Consider the following 23,041-nt stretch of genomic DNA (forward strand, 5'->3'; position numbering starts at 1 on the left):
AATTCAGGAAACTTGAAAGGAAAATGTGAATCCTTAATAATCTCAGCGCTAGTGAAGTAAGCTATTACTAGATTTGCTAGGGATAGCCAAGCACTTCTTTTTTTATTTAGCCATGTCTTTAACTAAAACTGTCAAAAAAGATAAAATTCTCGCTGTCGATGATGTTTTTGACAATCTACTAGTCTTAGAAGCTGTCCTAGAAGATAAGGACTATGAAATTAGCTTAGTGGAAGATAGCAAAATAGCTCTGGCTATGGTTGAGGAGTCACCGCCAGACTTAATTCTCTTAGATGTGATGATGCCGGAGATAGATGGGTATGAATTCACTCGACGCATCCGGCAGAATCCGGCGTTGCCATTTATCCCCATTCTGCTGCTCACGGCTCACTATGAGTCTAGCGTTGTGGAAGGACTCGATGCTGGTGCAGATGACTTTATTCGTAAACCATTCGATCCTGATGAACTACATGCACGAGTGCGATCGCTCCTGCGTCTCAAGCATAGTATCGATGAACGAGATCAGATGGCTAACCTGCGGGCAGATTTTGTCTCCCGTTTTACTCACGATTTACGTATACCACTGGTAGCCTCCAACCGGGTATTAAAATTATTGCTGGAAGGCAGGTTTTGCGATGTTTCGCCACAATTGCAAGAAATAATTGATACCATGATTGGCAGTAATCAAGACCTGCTGGAAATGGTAAATACCTTGCTAGAAGTTTATCGTCATGAAGCGGGCTGTAAAACCTTAAAAATTTCTCCCTGCAATATTCAGGAATTAGTTAGTGAAGTTTCCCAGGAATTAACTCCCTTAGCTGAAGAAAAAGGATTAACTGTAAATATTGACAGAGGTGAAACTGCAAGCACCGTCATGGGCGATCGCGTAGAACTGCGGCGGGTATTGACAAATATCATCGGCAATGCGATCAAATTTACAGATAAAGGTTCTGTAGATATTCACAGCCATGTCACTCCGGCAGATGTGACTATTGATATCCAAGATACGGGGCCAGGAATTTCTAAACAAGATCAGGCAATATTATTCGAGCGATTTCGCCAAGGTAAACACCAGCGTTCTGGTAGTGGTTTGGGCCTATATCTATCTCGCTGCATTATCGAAGCACATCAAGGCACAATCGATGTAACATCTGAACCAGGACATGGTAGTACATTCACCATACATCTACCTATATCTGGCTAAAACTAAAAGTAAGGATGTTTTGCAATCAAAAATAAAATAGTGTTCACAGGCAAAATTTGTGAACACTAAAATATAGGAGGAGGCAGACAATAATATTTTTACTTATTAATTTCTGGAACAATATCGGGACGTTCTTTATCTTCCCAACCTACAGGACGTTTGGAATTGTACCAGGCAGTTGACCCTATAGTAACAGCAACGATAAAGCCTAATCCTAATAACGCTGTCAGCACAATAGAATAACCAGAATTATCTTGTGATATCAAATTTATATCTGTTAAAAGATAGGTAAATAGAAGATTAATCATGGCTCGAGACCTTTTAAAAAATCACTGAGAGTTTGAGAAAATATTTTGGAAACAGTATTGTAAAAATGCCTAAAATCCAAGTTAGAAAACAGATTTTAGAAAAGGAGAAGGTTCAGTAAATAATTATTTTACCTACACCTTCCTCCTGAATAAACTAAATAAAGTTCAGCTTAGTCTAAAGTCTTTTTAACTTCATCTTTGAGATTTTCAGCAGTATGACGGACTTGAGCTTCAGCTTGTTTAGCTTTACCTTCAGCTTTATCGTTAGGATTGCCAGTTACTTCACCAACTGTTTCTTGTACTTTTCCTTCGATGTTTTTAGCAAAAGCTTTTGCTCTATCTTCGATACTCATATGTTTTGTTCCTATTTATGTTAACTTTTGATTAGTTTTTTGTTGCTTCCTAAGAAAGCGCTGCAATGTTTATAGATTACTTTTAAACAAGTTTTAATTCTTCTATCTGACGATGTTTTTATGACAAATATTTGTATTCGTTATACATAGTTCTTTAAAGGTGAAATTCATCTTTGAGAATCCAATTAATATCCACAAGAGAGAAACGTATCTCTATCTTGAGACAAAATCATTTACAACTTCAGGTAGACAGCGATGATGATAAATCGCAACTTGGCTTATTACCGCTGGATATGGGAAATACAGCAGTTTACAAGTTAGTGAAGTACAAAATGTAGGACTCACAATCAAATTTTAGGAGTTTCTACCTCCAGCAAGAACTGTCTCTCTGCCTCTAAACCCCTAGCTTTGTACTTGATGCAAAAGAAAATTGCTGTATGTAACTTCTCTTTGGGTGCAGCACAGCATTGCTGTGCCTCTAGCAATGCTCTGTATTCTATGCAATTGAGAACCGTTATATGTCACTTTTTGGAATTTGAATACTTAAGCAGTAATTAGAAATAACTGGCACAAAGAAGAGTTGAGATTTAAGTAAATATTCCAGTATTCTTAGCTTACCGAACAAGGCTTTGTTAGAAATATTGGGCAGAAATAAACATAATTTTTCAAGTTTTCACTGAAGAGTAGTTTAGCTAGTGCAAGAAGGCATAGAGAAGTCTAAGCGGTGGCTTTAAATTACCCACAGGTATGGTGGCTTGCTACCATCGTAACTTTGGTGGTTAATAGCACAGCCTTAACTCTTGGAGAGGCTGTGCCAACAAGTGCGCGTCCCTTGCACCATGCTCTATTAGTAGAACTTGTGACTAATTTTTGACCAGAGAAAGTAGAAACAATTACCCTCGTTTATTTCTAGCTTGTTACTTATAGTATTTATGAAGGTGTTTATGCGATCGCATTTTACTACTCAACCAACTCCCAACTCTCAATATGTAGACTCTAAGATGCAAACTGATGCATCTGTTAACATTTTTATCGGATGTTCTATAGCAATCTTAATGATTGGGTTTGCAGGGTTTAATATCTATAAGAAACAGCGTGTTGCTGTTCTTCGCCAACAAGTTGCCTCTTTAGAGAAACTGTGGCATTTGAATATTAAGAAAAAAATATAGACGACAATGAAGTACTTATGTATAGTTTGGGTGCTTATACTCTCTTTAATCGCTCCTAGTGCGGCGATTGCTCAAGTACAACAGCCCTACACCTTAATATCTGGACTTGGCACAATCCACCATCCAGTTTCTACTGCTAATCCCCAAGCACAAGAGTTTTTCGATCAGGGATTAAATTTAATTTACGCTTTCAATCATGATGAGGCGGTGCGTTCTTTTCAATATGCTGCCAAACTCGATCCGCATTTGGCGATCGCATATTGGGGAATCGCTCTGGCTCTAGGCCCCAATATTAACTCAGCAATAGACCCCAACCGAGAATTAGCTGCTTATCAAGCGGTACAGCAGGCTTTAGCACTTTCTGCCCAAGCATCTACCCAAGAACGAGACTACATTACCGCCTTAGCAAAACGTTACTCCCAAGATCCTGATGCAGACTTGTATCAACTAGCGGTGGACTACGCGAAAGCAATGGCAAAACTAGTCAAGCGCTATCCTGATGATTTGGATGTGGCGACGCTTTACGCTGAAAGCTTGATGGATCTGCATCCTTGGCAACACTGGACTAAAGATGGCAAGCCACAGCCAGATACAGAAGAAATTGTGGCCATTTTGGAATCAGTTCTCAAACGAAACCCGAATCATACGGGAGCTAATCATTACTATATCCATGCAGTGGAAGCCTCGCCTTCCCCTGAAAAAGCCCTTGTAAGTGCCAAACGACTAGGAATCCTAGCACCAGCAGCGGGACACTTGGTACATATGCCTTCTCATATTTATTTTCGCGTGGGAGATTATGAAGGGGCAATGCGGGCAAACGAACAGGCGATCGCTCAAGATGATATTTACATCAACAAATATCAAGTCCAGGGCACTTACCCCATGATGTACTACAACCACAATGTACATTTTCTCATGGTGGCTAGCAGCATGGCAGGAAGATATGAAGATGCTCTCAAATCCGCAGAGAAGTTAGTCGCAAATGCTACTGCCATTGACCCGTATGCACCAATGCTTGAAGGATTTCTGGGCAGCAAAATGCTGATTCAGACACGCTTTAATAACTGGGATGCCATCTTAAAAACTCCTGCTCCCGATGCTAAGTTGCCCACTACTAAAGCACTTTGGCATTTTGCTCGCGGCATGGCGATGTCTGCCACAGGCAAACTTGAAGATGCAGCAAGTGAAAGTCGGGCATTACTCGCCGCCAAACAGGTAATTTCTACCCAAGCAACCATTGGATTCAGTCCTGCCAGTAGCATTTTAGACATTGCCTCAAAAGTTCTAGATGCCAAAATTGCTAAAGAAAAGCATGATTATGAATCTGCCATTCAATTGCTAGAAAAAGCAGTGGCAGCAGAGGATGCCCTCAATTACGTGGAACCACCAGACTGGTACTTTCCCACGCGGGAATCTTTGGGCAGCGTACTTTTGGCTAAAGGTGACTATAAAGAGGCTGAGAAAGTCTTTCGTGCTGATCTAAAAAAATATCCCCATAATGGGCGTTCTCTATTTGGCTTGCAGGCAAGTTTGCAAGCACAGGGCAAAGATCAGGCTGCTCAACTTGTCAAAGCCGAACTGGAAACAGCTTGGAAAGGGGCTGATACGGAACTTGACATAGCCAAAATGTAATTAAGCTCATCCCACCCATAAAAGGGGATGGGATAACACGAAAGACTGTTGACTGTTAACCGTCAACAGTCAACAGTCAACAGTTAACGGCGGCGGGGCGGCTATCCCTCTTGAAGAAATGGGCTTACCGCCGCCTTGGTGAACAAGACAGAAGCGGTGCAATATGGTCAGAGCTTCTCTTTCAGAGACGTTACGCGTAGCAAGATCCCTGTAAGGGTAAAATTTTGAATTTTGAATTGTTATTTGTTGCCTGACTTTGCCTTTCATATTAAAATTTTGGAGTAATGCTTCATGGTTAATGCAGTCAAACGTTCAATTCGGATATTCAAAGATGCGCCCCTGTATGTCTGATTTCCTATATCACCCTACAGAATTTATCTTCTTCCATTTCCAACCCTTTTTTCCGGCGGGTTGTACTTAAGGTAGATGGGGGCTGCCGATCGCTTAAGTGCGATCGCATCACTGGTTAACTACCTACTAGATGCAGAGAGTTGACTCATATGTCATCCTATGATTAGGAGAGTTAATTCAGTGATGTCTTTGGTTTTAGTATTGAAAGGCTTTTTCCTTTTAGTATTTACAGACTTCTCAGAGAAATTAAAATCTCTACACAGTGATGATTTTGGAGAGAATCGATGTCAATTTATGTAGGTAACCTCTCTTATGATGTTACACAAGAGGATTTAAGTGGTATTTTTGCAGAATATGGTACTGTAAAGCGAGTTCAAGTACCTACTGACCGTGAAACAGGTCGTCCACGAGGCTTTGCTTTTGTGGAAATGGGAACTGAAGCTGAAGAAGCAGCTGCCATTGAAGCTCTCGATGGTGCTGAGTGGATGGGCCGTGACCTGAAAGTCAATAAGGCTAAACCCAAGGAAGACAGAGGTGATAGAGGTTCATTTGGTGGTGGTAGAGGTGGATACAGCGGCGGCGGCGGTGGTCGCAATCGCTACTAACCTTGGAAACAAAAAAATTTACCTAGAGTCTTAAGGTCAGACAAGGAGTCTGTCTTTTTTTTGTAATGTTACCGAAGCAGTGCTGAGTGCCCAGAAACGAATGCTTGTCGTTATTTCAATCCCCCATAGATAAATCTAGGGGATTGTTACTCAGCACGAGCTACCACCCCGCTATCCATGTACAGTACTCCTGAATGCCTGCATAGCCATTGATGAAGTCAACTTAGTAGGAGATATAATGACCCAAGTAATTGTAGGTGACAATGAACACATTGAGTCAGCCTTACGACGATTTAAGCGAGAAGTTTCTAAGGCTGGAATTTTTCCAGACATGAGAAAGCACCGTCATTTTGAAACGCCTTTAGAAAAACGCAAGCGCAAAGAAGTCGCCAAGCACAGGCAGAGTAAGAGAAGTTTTCGTAATTAAAGGACTGACATAGATATAAACTAATGCCCTCATAAATTTTATGAGGGTTTTTCTTTTGCCTATTTTAAAAATCAGGAAACCTAAAGAAACGCTAAAATCAAGTCAGCCTTTGTATTGTAGCGGTTGTGTCCCACATCACTCAGAGTGCGGTTCACTGCATAAATCCTGATTGTCAACGTCCTTATCCTCAGCCTTGGGGAAACAAATTTTGCAACAGCTGTGGCGCACCGCTAGAGTTGTTAGACCGCTATGTTCCACTTCAGCCTTTGGGGTCGGGAGGATTTGCTCAAATTTACACGGTTTGGGATGAAAAAACTCAAACAGAGAAAGTGTTGAAAGTGTTGGTAGAAGATTCACCAAAGGCACTAGAATTGTTTACCCAAGAGGCGGCGGTTTTATCTAGCTTGCAGCATCCGGGTGTCCCCACAGTTGATGCCGATGGATATTTTCACGTAAACCTGTTTAACCCCAAACCACACCAACTGCCTTGTCTGGTAATGGAAAAAATCAATGGCCGGACTTTAGAGGAGATATTAAAAAAGTTTCCCCAAGGCTGTCCAGAGGATTTGGTTTTAAACTGGTTCGCCCAAGCTGTACAGATTTTACAAGAATTACATAAACGTCAGATTATTCACCGGGATATCAAACCTTCTAATTTAATGCTGGGCAACTCTTTGCAATCTGTAACTCCACCCCAAGGGCAAAGAGAGGGCGATCGCTTGGTATTAATTGATTTTGGCGGGGCAAAACAATTTACTGCCTCTAAACTACGTTCTCAGTCTAGTTCCACCCGATTATTTTCTTCTGGCTACAGTCCACCAGAACAAGTGACTGGAGGTATTGTTGGGCCAAGTGCCGATTTTTATGCCCTCGGTCGAACTGTGATTGAACTGTTAACAGGTAAATACCCGCTAGAGTTGGAAGATCAGCAAACTGGAAAATTGCGCTGGCGAACTGCGGTGAATGTCAACCCGCAACTAGCCGATTTGCTGGATGAGATGGTGCAGGAAGATGTGCGATCGCGTCCAGCAAATGCAGCTATGATTCAAAAACGTTTGGCGAAGATTTCTCAACCATTACCGCCGCCAGGGTTGTTTTCCCAACTGCGAAACAAAGTTAAGCAAGCCTCAACGCAAGTTTCCCAAAGTTTCACACAGTTAACACAAGCTATTGAACAAGCTTTAGCTAACTTTAGCCAAGCTGTAAGCAAAACCGTTATTTTTATCGTTCAAGCAATCGTCAAAATTTTCCAAGCTTGTTTGGCGACAATTTGGGCAATGATCCTGGCTTGTATTGGCGCTTGTTTTGGTGCGATCGCAGGTTTTATTTTGGCATATCGCACCAGCTTAGGTCGTCAGGTTGTGGAATTTATTTGGAGTCAGCTAAACCAATTAGTGCCAAATACTCAACCCGTCTTCGGGACAGATATTTTGGTGTTCGTCGCAGCAGGCTGGGGAACCGCATGGGGACTGACAGTATCCGGGTGTTTTGGTCAACGGCGGCGCTTTTTAGTAGCGTCCCTGATGGGCGTGATTAGCTATGGCTTCGGTTGGTTGATTTTGCAATTAATCACCCCAAAAGATAGTGGCGAGGGCTTAGTGGCAGTAATTTTAGTCGCAGTTTGCCTACTCACCCTGAGTTTAGGTCTTCGCAGCCATCACATAGTTTACGCTGTGTTCGCTGCCTTTGGGAGTGCGATCGCCTATGCAGTTTTGATTCTTTTGAGGTTAGCACCTCCGATCTTCCAATTTTCTAGTCAACCAGCCTGGTCAGAGTTATATTTACCTCTGGCTTTTTTTGGTTCTGTGGGCTTCTTTATCAGCTTCTGGTTAGGAGTGAGTTATTACCTAATTGTCCCTGGATTGCGGCTTTTAGGGTGGCGTTAGAATAATTCGTAATTCGTAATGAATTACGAATTAATCAAGTGCCCAAAAACAAGATCCCCCTAGTCGTCTTTTTCATCGAGCTAGGGGGATCACATATGTGGTAGTCTATAAAAGGTTCGGTATAGTTGCTTACGACTCGATTCTATAGCCTATATTTCAGTTTGAGTAGTCTTACCACTAGAATTTATAGTATTTTTACAGCTTCTTAATCAATGCTTCATCCCTGTTGTTCCTTAGGGAGGCGGTATATGTAAGTATGACAGTACGCAATATGCGTCACTTGTCATTTTTGTGGATATCTGTAAAAAATATGAAACTTAAGATTGTCGCTACCGTCGCCCTGTTAGCTTGTTTTGGGTTTGCAGAGCAGAGCCTTGCATTAAATCAACTAGATTTGGATCAGTTGAAGGCAACAAGTGCCTGTCCCCGGTGTAATTTGAGTGGTGCTGACCTAACTCAACTGAATCTAACTGGAGCAAATTTGCGAGGGGCTGACTTGAGTGGTGCTACATTATCCCAAGTTAATCTTACGAATGCCGATCTTACTGGTGCAAATTTAGAAGGTGCGCTTCTGAATTCGGTCAATCTCAGTGGTGCTTCCTTAACAGGTGCAAATTTGAAATCAGCATCTCTGGAAAATGCCGATCTGTCTTATGCCGGTTTCATCAGCGCCAATTTGGAAGCAGCAAATTTAAAAGATGCCAAATTGCAGTTTACCAATTTTCGGGGGGCTAACTTCCGATTAACAACTATGGCTAATGGTGTCGTTACCTCCGACAAGCCCTATGGCTGGTCGTTAGAGCGTCAAAACCCCAGAGAATGTAACGAGTTCAAACCCGAAGATACCCGAGGCACAACCTGCTATTCAAAATAACCAGTTTTAAATTTGGGAACAGGATAATAGGGCGTTAGTTATTAATTCTTTTCCCCTGTTCCTCTACTTACCCTCTGTCCCTTTGTCTCTTACTTGACCCATTCTGTAGCAAAGAGCATTTTGTTCGTTAACAGTTCTTTATCATGGGAAAAAAGCCTCTAGATTAATTGAATTGATGCTTACCCACATTAAAGACTTAGCAGCAAAACTAGCGCCCCGCTTAATTGAAATTCGCCGCCACATCCACTCTCACCCAGAACTCAGTGGTCAGGAGTACCAAACAGCAGCCTTTGTAGCTGGTGTTTTGTCTTCCAGTGGTCTGCACGTACAAGAGGGAGTTGGCAAAACGGGCGTAATTGGGGAATTGCAAGGCACCAGCCAAAATGACCGTTTATTGGCAATTCGCACCGACATGGATGCCTTGCCAATTCAAGAGGGTACCAATTTGGAATATGCCTCCCGTGCAGAGGGTGTTATGCACGCTTGCGGTCACGATGTCCACACCACAGTCGGGTTAGGAACGGCAATGGTGCTGTCCCAAGTGGCAGAGGAGTTGGGTGGGAAAGTGCGGTTTTTATTTCAGCCAGCCGAGGAAATTGCTCAAGGGGCAAGCTGGATGGTGAAAGATGGAGCGATGGAAAACGTCTCTGCTGTATTAGGGGTTCATGTTTTCCCTTCCATACCCGCAGGATCTATTGGCGTGCGTTACGGGGCTTTGACAGCCGCAGCTGATGATTTAGAGATTCTGATAATGGGAGAATCTGGGCATGGGGCGCGTCCCCATGAGGCGATTGATGCAATTTGGATTGCTTGCCAAGTGATTACTGCAATGCAACAAGCCATCAGCCGGACGCAGAATCCCTTGCGTCCTGTAGTATTGAGCATAGGGAAGATTAATGGTGGCAGAGCGCCGAATGTAATTGCGGATAAAGTGCAGCTATTGGGAACCGTGCGATCGCTCCATCCCGAAACCCGTGCTCATCTCCCAAACTGGATCGAAAATATTGTAGCTAATGTCTGCCATACTTACGGGGCAAAGTATCAAGTCAATTATCGCCAAGGCGTACCCAGCGTTCAAAATGATTACGCCTTAACACAATTGTTGCAATCAGCCGCAGAAGAAGCTTGGAGTAGCGATCGCGTTCAAGTCTTACCGGAACCTTCCCTTGGTGCTGAAGATTTTTCTATGTATTTGGAACACGTCCCTGGTTCCATGTTTCGCTTGGGTGTAGGTTACAAAGAAAGAATCATTAACCACCCATTACACCATCCCCAATTTGAAGTCGATGAATCTGCTATTATCACCGGGGTTGTAACTATGGCCTATGCCGCTTATAAATACTGTCAGCAAAATTTTTAAACAAAAACTCCCAGCCATGATGTGCTGGGAGTTTTTGTTTAACTAACTTTTTTTAGCGGATATAGAAAGTCCGAAAGCATCCTACACATTCGATTCACTAACAACGCCTAATTTCTCTTGAATTCGGGTCTTAGCGGCTTTGAATTCAGTAGCCAGTTGCTCACTTTGATCGCTGCTCAAGTTGTTACGAATGGCAGCAAACATTGTGCTTTCTTCTTGACGAATGTGGTCGCCAACAGCTTCCATGAGCTGTCTAACTTGATCTTTGAATTCAGATGAAGAAGGGCTGATAGCCTTAATTTGCTCTAACACCCGCTTCATCTCAGCTTGCTCGTCAAACAGTTCTTGGGTGTTATCTTGACCGTAGAAAGGACGTACTCTTGGATATACTACTTCCTCTTCAGCTTCAGCGTGAGCAGTTAGATCCTTGTAGATTTGACCGAAGTACTCTTGGATCTTCTGTGGATTATCGCTTTGTAGCAGTTCAGTAAATAGGGTATTTACCTTGTTGTGATCGAGGCGGATGACATCCTGGATATTCATATCCTTTTTGTCACTGGTTTGGGTAACAGCGCTACCTACTACACCACTGACTGCGGCCATAGCATCTTGAACACGTGCCCAAATTCCTTGATCTGCATCTTGTCCAGTGAATTCACGGACACCCAGAATTTCTAGAATGCCTTTGAGTTGTTCTTGGTGAGCGCGGTTCTCAAAGTTAATGGTATTCAAAGGCCCGATCGCTAGCATCACATCAGCACCAACTTTTTGAGCAGCCTTGTGAACTATCAAACCACTCATTACGAGCTGATGTTTTAGCAATTCATGCTGCGATACTTTTTCATACAGGCTTAACTCAGAACCTTTGAACAATTCGCGAGCTCTTTCAATGAATTGTGTAACAGTGTTTTTGGGTTCAGCCTGAATGCCATACTGACCAATTACAGTTTCTAAAACGCCAAGATTTTTTTCGTCATCATTGAGGAAATTTCGGATGCGATCAGCAATCTCGGCATCAAGTCCTTCTCTCAAAAGCAATTGCTCATTTTCAATGACCAACTGTTGGAGTGCTTTAAGACTTGCTAATTTTACAGCAATAGCATTGCGTTTCGTATCATCTAAAGTAGCTACCATCCGTGTTCTCCTCGGCAAACTATTCGTAATTCTTACTGATATAACCTTGACATAGAGGTTAGGGATATTCCATCTTTCTTTTGAGTGATCGCGTTCACAACTCTGGGTAGAAAAACAGAAGTTTAGCTTTGTAGAATAGAAATATAAATTGAAGCGATCGCTTCAATTCATGGTTGCAATTCAGATAAACAAGTTTAGTATTACATTACAAATTGAACAGATTACCTATTTTGGAGCAATCTATACCTTTGGAATGAAATTAGCGTCAAAAAATTACTTCTTATTTAAGAGGGCAAAATTGTAACCAGTTCCAGTAGAGCAAGACTCACAACGCTCGATTTTGACTAGCATTGCTTCTCCTTGACGCTTACCTGAGGGAGAAAACTGAATTATTCCCGTTGCTCCAGAAGTTGAAAAATTGGGATTAGACAGTACCTTTTGTAATCCTTCGCGAGTGTTGTCTTGCTTCAAGCCAGCAATAATTGCTTGGAGTGCATCATAAGCTCCCGCTGTTCTCTGATTTACTTGTGCATTCCAAAGCTGAAAGGCATTTTCTGCAAAGGGGTTATCTTTATTAGCATCACGATGCCAATACACAGGTAATACCATTCCTTCGAGATCCTTGCCATTTTGTAAAGTTGTTGCACTATACATACTTTCGGAAGCAAACAGTGGTTTTCTGCCTTTGACTTCTTGTGCTACTTTGGTGGCAAAATATATATTTCTGATTGAGGGCATTAGTAAAAAGCCACTTGCATTTTCTGTTTCTATGGCTTGATCCACAAAAGCTTTAGGGTCAAAATTCTTATCGGCCAAATTGCAAGGTATATTAATAATGTTGCTGCCATATTTTTTGATAGCTTGAGTGTACTGTTCTACAAGTATCTGATTTGATGATGAGGTGGAATTACTTCTTGAGGTAGGAGAATCGCCACAAATAGCAACATTTCTTGCTTGTCGAGCAATGTAGCGAGAATGAGTATCTACTAAATTCTCATATAACGGATTTACATGAAACAAATAGTTTTTTGCGGAAGTATTAAGCTGACTATTTACTGAATTTTTTTCTAAGTTTTCTGCATTATAGGCTTGATTAGGTCGCTCGACTGGGAAGACTAACACCAAGCGATTCTCATTATAAATTGCGGCGTTAAGCCTAACACCCACAGCGGCCACAAGACTTTTATCTTGAACTAATTCTTTATCTAGCCGTGCAGAATCTTCTCTATTATCAACACTTGCAATTACAACTTGCAATTTTTTACCATCAATTCCTCCTTGGCTATTAACTTCATTTTGAGCTTGAGCTACACCACGCAAAATTTCTTCTGATAAACTAGGATCAAAATTAATTGGAGCTATAACAGCAACTTTTATGGCTCCTGAATTATCTCGTGCAATTTTGGCATTGTTTAAATAAATTAAGGTTTCCGGGTCATTTGGATTATTTTTGAGAGAAGCATTAAACTTTTTAACAGCAGTATTAAAATCTTTCTCATCAAAAGCTTTCACCCCATCCATTTTTTCAGGATATGTTTGTACTTTCACCAAAATCTTTGTACCCAAATTCATTAATGATGACTGATTTGTCAATGTAGATGAAGTTGATATGGGGTTTGATGGTGCTATAATGGTAGAAGAGAGTTTGCTAATTAACCATAAAATAGCTGCTACCATTACTCCAGCCAGTCCCAGAGATATAAGCAGCCTTAAATTTTCTTTTTTATGTGTCATAAATAATTCACCAAACTCTACAAAATTTATCTGAAATAAAGAGATTTCTAAAAATTGAGCAAGAGCAAAAAATCAAAAATATTTAGAAAGAAGTTTGTTTATTATTTCAGATATACCTACAATAATAATTGTTAATAACCCTGCAAGAATAACTAGCAATCCTACCAGAAGTAGTCCATTTACACCAAATTGGAGAAGATTAGTGGTTAGCAGATTCCTGAAAATAAAGACAATGAGTAGATTTGCTATTATAGCAATAACAATTAAATAAGTTTTTTCCAGAAGTGGACAAGATTGAATAAAGACTAACCCTACTAAAATTAGCAACCATAACCCAGAGCTAATCCAAGTAGTTCCTAAAAAACTTATAAGTGCGATTGCTAAAAACGAACTACCTGAGCCAGCAATTATTGAGCCAGACAATAATTTATTATTAAAAAACTGCGGTAGATATGGAGTTGATTGATTTTTAATTTGTGCTTGCAAACTCGATGATTGAGTATGTGGAATGGCTGTAGGAGGTAATGTATACCTTAGCTCTGGGAGATTATTTAAGTCTTCTAAGACAGCCTGTGCAGATTGATAACGTTGTTCATAATTTTCTTGTAGGAGCTTATCAAGAATGATCTCTAATTCGTGACTTATGGTTTGCGTTAAATGCTGTCGCCAACTAGAAGTCCAAGCATAGCCTTGTTTAATCCACAAACTTGAAGGAGAAATATCAGTTAGTAGATGAAAGCAAGTTATTCCTAAACTGTACATATCACTGGAAGGAAAAACTTTACCGAGTTGCATTTGCTCAATCGGCGCATAACCTAATGAACCAATAATTGTCCCAGCAAGTGTAGTGTTTATAGTGTCCGTCTTTTGTTTTGCTACCCCAAAATCAATCAGCACTAACCTATCGTCACTCTGACGGCGAATAATATTTTCTGGTTTAATATCTCGGTGAATTACCTGCTGTTGATGTATAGCTACCAGCACAGATAATAAATCATCTAAAAAATCTCGAATTTTGGCTTCATCAAAAACTCCCTGTTGTTTTAACTCTTGCAACAGATTTTGCCCTTCGATAAACTGTTGCACTAAATAAAGATATTCACCTTCTTTAAAATATGCATACAAATTGGGAATTTGGACATGTTCTGCTAACTCTTTTAGACGTTGTGCTTCTCGTTCAAATAACTCAGTCGCTTTTTTATGTGCTTGACTACCGTGATTACCATAAAATTGGCTTAGAACTAGCTGCTTGACAACACATCGTTCATTGAGCTTGTCTATATCTTCTGCGATATATGTGTGTGCAAATCCTCCTCTTCCTAATGGCGCTATTATGCGGTAACGATTTCTCAGTAGCGATACCAACTCTTTACCACAACTGAGGCATAAATTTGCCCCGTCAGAGTTTTGGGGATTGTCGCAATTAGGATTTAGGCAGCAGACCATATAATTATCGCTGTCATTTTATTAGTTTTGAAAACATACCTTAAATGTCAGTATAGACGTTGCACTGTAACATCTCTAGATGAACAATAAAGTAAGGTACAATCGCATTATTTTAACCGACATTTGGTTAACCCTTAAGCTTTTTTCTCAAACTTAACAAACGTAAAAGTAGTTATTGTAACCCATCCATCTTTTGGCTTAGGAAAAGCTACAAACAGAAAAGACTTAATTGTAGTAGTATGAGCGAGCTTGATACTAATCAGCCGAGCAATAAAACTAGGATTTACAGACTTTTAAGGTAAAACAAGGCATTGCGATCGCAATCACAAAATCACGTTACTTTTATCTCAGGCAAGGAAGGGTGCGATCGCCTTTAGCACCAAAGTAAAGCATCTCAACTAATCAACCGCAATTCCCAAAAGCGATACCGCCCTTCACGCCACATCTGCTTGTAACAAAAGCTTTTTTTATCCCACCAACGCCGTAATTACCACACATATCCATTGTGGGGTTTACAAAACTCCCCGCAATTGTGACGATTACGCTAGAATTGTTAAAGGTTCTTTACAGAATTTGCTGATCATCCCCAATTCTGTTAAAACAGCCTAGCATTCAAATGTAAATCTTAAAACCCCCTCTAGAGTTCACCAAAAGCTTCTATGACGCTCCCAATTCGCAACGTCGCCATTATCGCCCACGTTGACCACGGCAAAACCACTCTGGTTGACGCACTCCTCAAACAATCCGGCATTTTCCGCGAAGGCGAAGACGTTCCGGATTGCGTTATGGACTCCAACGCCCTAGAACGGGAACGGGGTATTACTATCCTGTCCAAAAATACGGCAGTTCGCTACAAAGAAACACTAATTAATATTGTTGATACTCCTGGACACGCTGACTTTGGTGGCGAAGTTGAACGTGTACTCGGCATGGTTGACGGATGTCTTCTGATTGTCGATGCCAACGAAGGCCCCATGCCCCAAACACGCTTTGTCCTCAAAAAAGCTTTAGAAAAAGGGCTGCGCCCCATTGTTATTATCAACAAAATCGACCGTGGTAAAACTGACCCTCACGTTGCTGTCGATAAAGTATTGGATCTGTTCTTGGAATTAGGGGCAGATGAAGACCAGTGTGATTTTACCTATCTGTTTGCCTCCGGTATGGCAGGTTTCGCCAAGGAAAGCTTGGAAGCAGAATCGGTAGATATGCAACCCCTGTTTAACGCGATTCTGCAACACGTTCCACCACCAGTAGGCGACAGCAATAAACCTCTGCAATTGCAAGTTACAACCCTAGATTATTCTGAATATCTGGGACGGATTGTGATTGGCAGAATTCACAACGGTACTATCCGCTCAGGACAGCAAGCGGCTTTAGTAACAGAAAGTGGTACTATAGTCAAGGGCAAAATTACCAAATTGATGGGCTTCGACGGGCTGAAGCGCGTAGAGATGGAAGAAGCAACCGCAGGTTATATCGTCGCGGTGGCTGGTTTCGCGGATGCTTATATTGGAGAAACGATTACTGACCCCAATGAACCACAAGCTTTACCACTAATTAAAGTGGATGAACCAACCTTGCAAATGGCCTTCTGGGTGAATGATTCGCCCTTTGCTGGTCAAGAAGGCAAGTTGGTGACATCAAGACAAATACGCGATCGCCTATTCCGCGAACTAGAAACCAACGTGGCTTTGCGGGTCGAAGAAACCGATTCTCCCGATAAATTCCTGGTTTCTGGACGTGGTGAACTTCACCTGGGTATCTTAATTGAAACCATGCGCCGGGAAGGCTTCGAGTTTCAGGTATCTCAGCCACAGGTAATTTACCGCGAAATCAACGGTCAACCTTGTGAACCTTACGAACTCTTGGTGTTAGACATTCCTGCTGATGGTGTGGGTAGCTGTATTGAACGCCTGGGACAACGCAAAGGCGAAATGCAAGATATGCAACCAGGTAGTGGCGATCGCACCCAGTTAGAGTTTGTCATTCCCGCCCGTGGATTGATTGGTTTCCGGGGTGAATTCATGCGGATGACTCGTGGCGAAGGCATCATGAACCACAGCTTCTTAGACTACCGTCCAATCAGTGGTGATATTGAAGCCCGTAACAAAGGCGTTTTAATCTCCTTTGAAGAAGGCGTTTCTACCTTCTACGCCATGAGAAATGCCGAAGATAGAGGAGCATTCTTTATTACTCCAGGTACAAAGGTTTACAGAGGTATGATTGTGGGAGAACACAATCGTTCCCAAGATTTGGAATTGAATATCTGTAAAACCAAGCAGTTAACCAACCACCGCGCTGCTGGTGGCGATGAATTGGTTCAGTTGCAAGCACCAATAGACATGAGTCTAGAACGTGCTTTGGAATACATTGGCCCCGATGAATTGGTGGAAGTTACACCCCAATCAATTCGTCTACGGAAGATGTCGAAGAAGTTGGCTAAACGGTAAGTAAAGTTTATTGATTGATTAATTTAGAAAGCCCACATCAGTGGGCTTTTTATTTTGTTAGTTATATTTGTCCATGTCTTTTTAAGTTGCTAAATTCCTCAAAACTCTCTAGTGTTGTTTGTCGGAGTTGTAACCGAAAAGACAAGTATGTCTTCTGTGAAGATTTAACTATTCGTTCTGTTAATTAAGGCATGAGGTTTTTACTGATACAGCTGTGATAATTGTCAGTAGATAATAAAACTGACCAAACCCTAATTAGTGCAGTATGGCCGCAAATAGCATTAAGTTTACGATCGCCTTCAACGACCCTGACTTGGACGAGGAAGAAAAGGACGAGCAGGTTCAACGGCTAATTACTGAACTGAAGCAAAGTGACGAGGTAGATGCAGTTGGTCGTGTTCTTGACCCCAGCCCACCAGAAGGCAACAAAGCATTAGGCGGGTTTCTGGTGGGTATGTTAATGGCTGAGGTAAATACAGCCAATGCGAAAAAGGTGGTGGGATTTCTGGGCGATCGCCTCGGTCGTAAACCCATTGAACTGTCGGTAGAAGCCAACGGCAAGAAGCTAACAGTTTACAGCGATATCGACAGGCATTTGCGGGATCTGTTGAAAATGAATATCCCCTGAGTAATCATGTACGGTCTGAGCTAGAAGACTTGCGGGAAGTTTTGGGGCTAAGGCAGGAAGATATAGACTCTATTGAGCAAGAATTTATCGCTCAAAAACAAGTTGAGCAGCAACAGTATGTAGAATCTCAAGGAATAGGCTTATATCGATTGCTTGTTGAAACGCAGTCGGTTGAGTTTTCAGATCAAATCGGAATTATCGATGGGAATAATCAAGTTAAAAATACTACGACTATGACTAATGGATTACCTGAGCGTAAGCGCCGTAGGCTAGAGCAAGAACGGGATTCATTGCAGCAGCAATATGAACTTGCCAGTGAAAAACTCAGTCGATTGCGTCAGGCTCTTACTGTTGAAGTTGATCCCTCAACGAAATTGAAATTGGAGAAGCAAAGAGAACAAGCTCAAACAGACCTCAATCAGATTGATGAGCAGCTTGAACAAATTGAGCTACTTCTAGGTTAAGGTGGTCATGAAATTTAGCTGACGGAGAAAGAATTAATGTCATCTACGCGACGTTTGCAGGTTATATATGAAAGCAAACAGCAAGAATGGGAAACAGTTCATGAACGCTTGAATTCTCTCCGTCAGAGTAGAACTATTGAAACAGATCCTGAAAACCATTTCAAGCTTGATCGTCGAGTCAAAGCAATTGAGCAAGAGTTAAAAGTTATTCAAGATGAACTCAATCAAATTGAGCATCAACTTGATCTGTTAGGAAGTAGTAAAGATGAGTCTACGCCTGAAAAAGTTACACAAACTTCTTTTGTTCAACAACAGAGACGAGAAAGGTCTGATATTGGAGCATATCAATCATCTTATGCTTCCAAGCCATCAACATCATCTAAACGCAGGATTCTTGCTGGGTTCCTCATTATGGCTGGAATAGGCTTGATAGGTTCTGCAATCTATTTGATGGTTATCGCCCCCTATGCAATACCAGTAATAGCTTTATATGGTTTGCTTGGACTGCTCATTGGAGGGATCGGAATATATCTTTGGTAAATATACAAGGTAAACTAAGTAGCTGATGGAGCAAATCTGATGTCATCTGTTCGACGTTTGCAAGCAATGTATGACAGCAAACAGCAAGAGTGGGACGTTGTTCACGAGCGGCTGACTTCTCTTCGTCAAGCTAAACTGATTGAGACAGATCCAGGAAATCAATTTAAACTAGACCGTCAAATTAAAAGTATTGAGCAGGAACTTGGTATCATTCAGCAAGAACTTACTCAATTTGAGCAGCAACTTGCTCAAGTAAGACACGAACATAAGTTTCAATCTCAGCAAGACTATTCTGCCTCAAACAAATCCACTTCATCATTGCCAACACAGCCTAGATACGAAAGAGCTAATCCTGATAGTTCATCTAATGTCCTTTGGACATCATTAGCGAGCCTGTTCATAATTGCAGGATTGGCTCTGATGGCAGCAGGAATTTTCATGGCCGCACCAAACTTTCAGTGTGGTTACTGCTTGGGGTACTTTTTTGCGGGCTTAGGTATGTTCCTTCTAGGATGCTTATTCTGGTTTTTCCGAAAACGAAGAAATTGATATCAAGATTAAGAATAAAAAGTTATTTTGTCCTTTGGTATACCAACGCCCTAAACGCTTTATACGATTAGCCAACCGAGATGTTGTCAGGATTATGTTAAAAATAAAGAGGACTGAAAAAGCCAACTATTGTCAGTATTTGTGAAACTGCGATCGCCAAACCCTAGCATAGATTTAGAGTGCGATTCCTGCTTTGCATATTTTCACACAAAGCGATCGCCCTTAGTCAAATTTTTGAGTAAAAATGAAGAGGACTGAAAAAGGCAATTATCATGACTATTCGTGAAACTGCGATCGCAAAATTGCAGCAACTTTCCGAACCACTCCTGCAAGAAGTGACCGATTTCATTGATTTTGTGATCCACAAACATCAAGTTAAAATTGCTGACACTCAGCCTGATGAACCACTTGTGGAAAAATGGTCACAATGGTTTGAGGCTGTGGATTGCCTAGAGGTATCTCCACCTGAACCAGTCAGCAACTATCAGCAACTCCTACTCAACAAGTATCAGCAACAAGGGCTAGAGCTATGATCCTGTGCGATGCAGGAGTCTTATTGTGTTTAGTTGATCCCACTCAGCCTCAGCACAATGCTTATAAAATCGCAGTGATGCGTTTGGCAAAGCCTCTCGTCACAACCTGGTCATGCCTGACAGAAGCCATGTATCTTGCCCTGCATCGTGGTGGGTGGCAAATGCAAAAACAGTTGGGGCAGCTTCTTTTAGATAAATTGCTGACCGTTTACGAGATTCAGGAAAGTGATTACAGCCGTTTGTTGGCGCTGATGGAACAATACCGCGATCGCCCAATGGATTTAGCAGATGCAACGTTGGTTTTGACGGCTGAAAAGACAGGGTATCGTCAAATTCTCACTCTCGATTCTGATTTCTTATTTTATCGAATTGGTCATCAAGACACCTTTGAAATTATTTCAGTCTGAAGCGATAAGTAACCAAATCACGATTTAGACGAGGTTTAGCAACGCCACTATGCCCCTTTGAATTAACTGTACGTAGGCGTAGCCCGTCGTAGACATCGCCCTTACGGAAATATCTCTGTTTGATAAAACGTATTGACAACGTAAATACACAATGTCTACTATGTAAGGTATGGATGTGTATTTCGTGCTTAATGTTGTCACTTTCGTTTGGAACGAAGAAAAAGCTTGGATAAATCCCAGCAATCATGATGGCGTGACATTTCAGCAAGCCACATAGGCATTTTTCGATCCGTTTTTAGTGGTTGTTGATGCAAGTCGCAATGATGAACAAAGAGATGCTGTTATTGGCTTAGACAAACGGTGGAATCTTCTGTATGTCGTCTACATTGAACGTGAAAACGAAATAATTCGGATCATTTCAGCACGCACAACGCAACACGCAAGGAGCGAGAATATTATGAAAGCTGAAGCACTGAAAAAGCGACTCGATAAAAATCGTCCAATGACGACAGTCACAATTCGCATTCCTGAAGATGTCATTGAAGATTTGAAAAGAATAGCACCATTACTGGGATTTTCTGGCTATCAACCGTTAGTTCGTACCTATATTGGACAAGGACTCAGAACTGATCTAGAGCGACTAGAGGGTGATACTGTTTCAGCACTGATTGCTAGTTTAAAGCGTCATGGTGTTAGTGATGAGGTTATCTGTGAAGCCCTCAACAAAATTTCTCAAAGATAGTTCAATTGCGATGCCTTCTCTACGAGACGCTACGCGAACGCTAACGCAAAATTGCAGCAACTTTCCGAACCACTCTTGCAAGAAGTGACCGATTTCATTGATTTTGTTATCCACAAACATCAAGTTAAATTTGCTGACAGTCAGCCTAATGAAACGCTTGTAGAAAAATGGTTACAATGGTTTGAGGCTGTGGATTCCTAGACGTATCTCCACCTGAATCAGTCAGCAACTATCAGCAACTCCTATTCAAAAAGTATCGCCAACAAAGGCTAGAGCTATGATTCTGTGCGATGTAGTTAAAAGTTAGCAGGTCAAAAATTTTCAATATATTTTCTTATAAACACTAATTGATTTGCCATATCTTCGGCTTCTACACTTTCTACTAACTTCAACAAGCCTCGCAACTGTTCTCCAATTGCATAGTTCTGTTTCGCAGCAAGTACAATACCTGAATGCTCTTGTTGCTGTTCGAGATAAGCTTTATGCAATCGACAAAAATCACCAACATTGAAGCTATAAATAACGCGCCTCTGTTCCGTTGTCCAGATTAATTGGCTATCATCAGATGATGCTAATCTATCTGCCTCAGCCATTGTCATTACATCAATCCCAGCATTGCGTAAGCCATTAGCTAGAGATCTCTTGCCGGCATCTTCATCTAAATAGAAGCGAATTTGACTCATGCACAATTACCTGACATCCACTTCGTTTCCAGCGCATTACATTCTGCTTGATATAAAGCAATTTCTCTATCCATTGCCTCCTGATTAGCATAGTAATAGGCAAGCGCCGCATAAACTTGCGCTAGAGATAAATGTGGATATTCTATAACAATATCTTGAGGAGATAATCCTGCTTGAGAATCCATTACAATGTTTTGAACCGTCATGCGCGTACCAGCAATGCAAGGGCGACCTCCAGCAACTTGAGGTGTCCTCACAATTAGGGTTCCAATATCAACTATTGCTACCATGTTTTTCCACTCTAACTAAATCAATGAATCTTCTACGTCTATTCACAAAAATTAGATAAGACTGATATCTTTAAGGTAAAAATTGTCATCTAGTAATTGAACAAGAGTGTAAGGGCACTTTTCTAGAAAAATAGTTAAATCGGTTTTAATTTTCACAAGATCAACCGCACTTTGATAAATATTCTCTAAATCATCCTGTAACTTGTTTATTAAATTCGTCGTTAAATGATTATTTAAGTCATATCTAAAGGTTTTAATTTCTCAAATACAATGACGATGTTTTTTTCATATTCCACCTGCCAATTTTGGAGTAATAATATATGAATAATGATTTGCCTTAATAGACTTTTGGCTTTAGCTAAATCTCTTTTTCCCAAACTGATTAATTCCTCAATTAGGTGTTCTAAATCAATTTTGTTAAATTGTTTTTGTTTTAATAATTCAATAGTTTTTTCTAACCATAAATTCTCATCGGTTTCATAGAGTTGCTTTAAGTTGGTAGTAATTGTCATATTTTTACCTTCTACCTACATTCCATAATCTAATCATATACAATTATGAATTGATAGATGCAAATCACTAAAATACAGAGAAATTGTTAAGTTGTGCATACACTTCTTAAGTGACTCCAGATTATGAAAAATATTGAGTTGACGCAAGGAAAAATTACAGTTACAGAAAGCACGACTTTAGAAGAGTTCTTAAAACTTCCATACATTGAAGAGTCACCTGCTTGGGAATATATTAACGGAGAGGCAATTCAGAAACCTATGGGAGGGGCTAAACACAGTTTATTGCAAAAACGTTTAGTTGCAGTAATTGATGCGTTGGGCAGTAACTACGAAGCCTTTCCTGAATTACGCTGTACCTGCGGTAATCGTTCAGTAGTTCCTGATGTGGTTGTGATCTCTACCAATCAAATACCACTGGATGAGAGTGGTGATATTATTAGCAGCGGGATTGATTTTGCGCCCCCTTGGATCATCGAAATTCTTTCCCCTGCTCAAAGTCAAACGAAAGTAACTGGCAATATTTTACACTGTTTGAGAAATGGCAGTCAGCTAGGATGGTTGATTGATCAAAGTGAACGCTGTATTTTAGTTTATCAACCTAATTCTTTACCAGATTTGTTAGCAGGAAAAGATATATTACCAGTGTTAGAAGATTTGAATTTGACGCTCTCCGTTGATGAAGTCTTTACTTGGTTACAGCGTAAGGTTTGACAGCAACTCCCAATCATCAAAAAATCGAACCCTTGAGACACTGTGAATTTCA

27 protein-coding genes and 1 pseudogene are annotated in these 23,041 nt (G+C 41.0%); 19 read left to right on the forward strand and 9 right to left on the reverse strand.

All coding sequences use genetic code 11. The annotated features are described in order from the left end of the window. Window positions 1–112 precede the first annotated feature (112 nt). Entirely contained in the window at window positions 113–1,201 is a 1,089-nt protein-coding gene (locus H6G92_RS15820) for a hybrid sensor histidine kinase/response regulator (protein WP_190894611.1), read from the forward strand. A gap of 98 nt (window positions 1,202–1,299) precedes the next feature. Here the strand turns inward: H6G92_RS15820 and psb35 are convergent, their stop codons facing one another. Both psb35 and H6G92_RS15830 read right to left on the reverse strand, forming a co-directional pair. Continuing rightward, window positions 1,300–1,509: a photosystem II assembly protein Psb35 gene (gene psb35 / locus H6G92_RS15825; RefSeq protein WP_190894612.1), complete on the reverse strand. Its 210-nt coding sequence runs from the start codon at window positions 1,507–1,509 to the stop codon at window positions 1,300–1,302. A 170-nt stretch (window positions 1,510–1,679) separates the two neighbouring features. Further along, window positions 1,680–1,862, reverse strand: coding sequence for a CsbD family protein (locus tag H6G92_RS15830; protein ID WP_190894613.1), 183 nt, complete (start codon window positions 1,860–1,862; stop codon window positions 1,680–1,682). Between the two features lie 724 nt (window positions 1,863–2,586). On the opposite strand from H6G92_RS15830, the gene H6G92_RS15835 reads away from it, so the two are divergent. The 8 genes from H6G92_RS15835 (at window position 2,587) to H6G92_RS15870 (ending at window position 10,166) form a co-directional block, all read left to right on the forward strand. Next, window positions 2,587–2,736: a hypothetical protein gene (locus H6G92_RS15835; RefSeq protein WP_190894614.1), complete on the forward strand. Its 150-nt coding sequence runs from the start codon at window positions 2,587–2,589 to the stop codon at window positions 2,734–2,736. Window positions 2,737–2,806: 70 nt separating this feature from the next. Continuing rightward, window positions 2,807–3,031: a hypothetical protein gene (locus H6G92_RS15840; protein ID WP_190894687.1), complete on the forward strand. Its 225-nt coding sequence runs from the start codon at window positions 2,807–2,809 to the stop codon at window positions 3,029–3,031. Window positions 3,032–3,037: 6 nt separating this feature from the next. Then, window positions 3,038–4,663, forward strand: coding sequence for a tetratricopeptide repeat protein (locus H6G92_RS15845; protein WP_190894615.1), 1,626 nt, complete (start codon window positions 3,038–3,040; stop codon window positions 4,661–4,663). Between the two features lie 635 nt (window positions 4,664–5,298). Beyond that, the gene (locus tag H6G92_RS15850) at window positions 5,299–5,619 is read left to right on the forward strand and encodes an RNA recognition motif domain-containing protein (RefSeq protein ID WP_190894616.1); all 321 of its coding nucleotides are present in this window, start codon (window positions 5,299–5,301) and stop codon (window positions 5,617–5,619) included. A gap of 238 nt (window positions 5,620–5,857) precedes the next feature. After that, entirely contained in the window at window positions 5,858–6,046 is a 189-nt protein-coding gene (rpsU, locus tag H6G92_RS15855) for a 30S ribosomal protein S21 (RefSeq protein ID WP_012407716.1), read from the forward strand. A gap of 125 nt (window positions 6,047–6,171) precedes the next feature. Continuing rightward, entirely contained in the window at window positions 6,172–7,932 is a 1,761-nt protein-coding gene (locus tag H6G92_RS15860; RefSeq protein WP_190894617.1) for a protein kinase domain-containing protein, read from the forward strand. A gap of 310 nt (window positions 7,933–8,242) precedes the next feature. Further along, window positions 8,243–8,806, forward strand: a complete 564-nt coding sequence (locus tag H6G92_RS15865) for a pentapeptide repeat-containing protein (RefSeq protein WP_190894688.1) — start codon at window positions 8,243–8,245, stop codon at window positions 8,804–8,806. Between the two features lie 175 nt (window positions 8,807–8,981). Further along, a complete protein-coding gene (locus tag H6G92_RS15870; RefSeq protein ID WP_190894618.1) occupies window positions 8,982–10,166 on the forward strand; it encodes a M20 family metallopeptidase in 1,185 nt (394 codons plus the stop codon). Between the two features lie 81 nt (window positions 10,167–10,247). Here the strand turns inward: H6G92_RS15870 and H6G92_RS15875 are convergent, their stop codons facing one another. The 3 genes from H6G92_RS15875 to H6G92_RS15885 all read right to left on the reverse strand — a co-directional run bounded on the left by H6G92_RS15875 (window position 10,248) and on the right by H6G92_RS15885 (window position 14,480). Next, the gene (locus H6G92_RS15875) at window positions 10,248–11,300 is read right to left on the reverse strand and encodes a hemerythrin domain-containing protein (protein WP_190894619.1); all 1,053 of its coding nucleotides are present in this window, start codon (window positions 11,298–11,300) and stop codon (window positions 10,248–10,250) included. Between the two features lie 273 nt (window positions 11,301–11,573). After that, window positions 11,574–13,034 carry an ABC transporter substrate-binding protein gene (locus H6G92_RS15880; protein WP_190894620.1) on the reverse strand — a complete coding sequence of 487 codons (1,461 nt, stop codon included), beginning with the start codon at window positions 13,032–13,034 and terminating at the stop codon, window positions 11,574–11,576. A gap of 72 nt (window positions 13,035–13,106) precedes the next feature. Next, on the reverse strand, window positions 13,107–14,480 hold the full coding sequence (locus H6G92_RS15885; protein WP_190894621.1) for a serine/threonine-protein kinase: 1,374 nt from the start codon (window positions 14,478–14,480) through the stop codon (window positions 13,107–13,109). A gap of 659 nt (window positions 14,481–15,139) precedes the next feature. On the opposite strand from H6G92_RS15885, the gene typA reads away from it, so the two are divergent. The 9 genes and pseudogenes from typA to H6G92_RS15930 all read left to right on the forward strand — a co-directional run bounded on the left by typA (window position 15,140) and on the right by H6G92_RS15930 (window position 20,793). Beyond that, window positions 15,140–16,930: a translational GTPase TypA gene (gene typA / locus H6G92_RS15890; RefSeq protein ID WP_190894622.1), complete on the forward strand. Its 1,791-nt coding sequence runs from the start codon at window positions 15,140–15,142 to the stop codon at window positions 16,928–16,930. 265 nt (window positions 16,931–17,195) lie between these two features. After that, a complete protein-coding gene (locus H6G92_RS15895; protein WP_190894623.1) occupies window positions 17,196–17,558 on the forward strand; it encodes a hypothetical protein in 363 nt (120 codons plus the stop codon). A 29-nt stretch (window positions 17,559–17,587) separates the two neighbouring features. Next, window positions 17,588–18,022, forward strand: a complete 435-nt coding sequence (locus tag H6G92_RS15900; protein WP_190894624.1) for a hypothetical protein — start codon at window positions 17,588–17,590, stop codon at window positions 18,020–18,022. Between the two features lie 36 nt (window positions 18,023–18,058). Further along, window positions 18,059–18,562, forward strand: coding sequence for a hypothetical protein (locus tag H6G92_RS15905; RefSeq protein ID WP_190894625.1), 504 nt, complete (start codon window positions 18,059–18,061; stop codon window positions 18,560–18,562). A gap of 39 nt (window positions 18,563–18,601) precedes the next feature. Beyond that, entirely contained in the window at window positions 18,602–19,111 is a 510-nt protein-coding gene (locus tag H6G92_RS15910) for a hypothetical protein (protein WP_190894626.1), read from the forward strand. Between the two features lie 272 nt (window positions 19,112–19,383). Then, window positions 19,384–19,644, forward strand: coding sequence for a DUF2281 domain-containing protein (locus tag H6G92_RS15915; RefSeq protein WP_190894627.1), 261 nt, complete (start codon window positions 19,384–19,386; stop codon window positions 19,642–19,644). After that, window positions 19,641–20,051 carry a type II toxin-antitoxin system VapC family toxin gene (locus H6G92_RS15920; RefSeq protein ID WP_190894628.1) on the forward strand — a complete coding sequence of 137 codons (411 nt, stop codon included), beginning with the start codon at window positions 19,641–19,643 and terminating at the stop codon, window positions 20,049–20,051. The genes H6G92_RS15915 and H6G92_RS15920 overlap by 4 nt, the downstream gene beginning before the upstream one ends. A 298-nt stretch (window positions 20,052–20,349) precedes the next feature. Further along, window positions 20,350–20,424 (forward strand): annotated as a pseudogene (locus H6G92_RS40860) (BrnT family toxin); the annotation flags it as partial. 84 nt (window positions 20,425–20,508) lie between these two features. After that, window positions 20,509–20,793, forward strand: coding sequence for a hypothetical protein (locus tag H6G92_RS15930; protein WP_190894629.1), 285 nt, complete (start codon window positions 20,509–20,511; stop codon window positions 20,791–20,793). Window positions 20,794–21,104: 311 nt separating this feature from the next. On the opposite strand, the gene H6G92_RS15935 is transcribed toward H6G92_RS15930, so the two are convergent. The 4 genes from H6G92_RS15935 to H6G92_RS40315 are packed head-to-tail and all read right to left on the reverse strand — an operon-like array spanning window position 21,105 to window position 22,278. Further along, a complete protein-coding gene (locus H6G92_RS15935) occupies window positions 21,105–21,476 on the reverse strand; it encodes a DUF5615 family PIN-like protein (protein WP_190894630.1) in 372 nt (123 codons plus the stop codon). Further along, the gene (locus H6G92_RS15940; RefSeq protein WP_190894631.1) at window positions 21,473–21,766 is read right to left on the reverse strand and encodes a DUF433 domain-containing protein; all 294 of its coding nucleotides are present in this window, start codon (window positions 21,764–21,766) and stop codon (window positions 21,473–21,475) included. Before H6G92_RS15940 ends, H6G92_RS15935 begins: the two co-directional genes overlap by 4 nt. A 51-nt stretch (window positions 21,767–21,817) precedes the next feature. Next, window positions 21,818–22,024 carry a DUF29 family protein gene (locus H6G92_RS40310; protein WP_313889972.1) on the reverse strand — a complete coding sequence of 69 codons (207 nt, stop codon included), beginning with the start codon at window positions 22,022–22,024 and terminating at the stop codon, window positions 21,818–21,820. Then, window positions 22,000–22,278, reverse strand: coding sequence for a DUF29 domain-containing protein (locus H6G92_RS40315; protein WP_277926747.1), 279 nt, complete (start codon window positions 22,276–22,278; stop codon window positions 22,000–22,002). Before H6G92_RS40315 ends, H6G92_RS40310 begins: the two co-directional genes overlap by 25 nt. A 123-nt stretch (window positions 22,279–22,401) precedes the next feature. Between H6G92_RS40315 and H6G92_RS15950 the strand changes: the two genes are divergently transcribed. Beyond that, a complete protein-coding gene (locus H6G92_RS15950) occupies window positions 22,402–22,989 on the forward strand; it encodes a Uma2 family endonuclease (protein ID WP_190894632.1) in 588 nt (195 codons plus the stop codon). Window positions 22,990–23,041: the final 52 nt, after the last annotated feature.

The sequence above is a fragment of the Nostoc foliaceum FACHB-393 genome (genome assembly GCF_014698505.1).
Taxonomy (GTDB): Bacteria; Cyanobacteriota; Cyanobacteriia; order Cyanobacteriales; family Nostocaceae; genus Nostoc; species Nostoc foliaceum_A.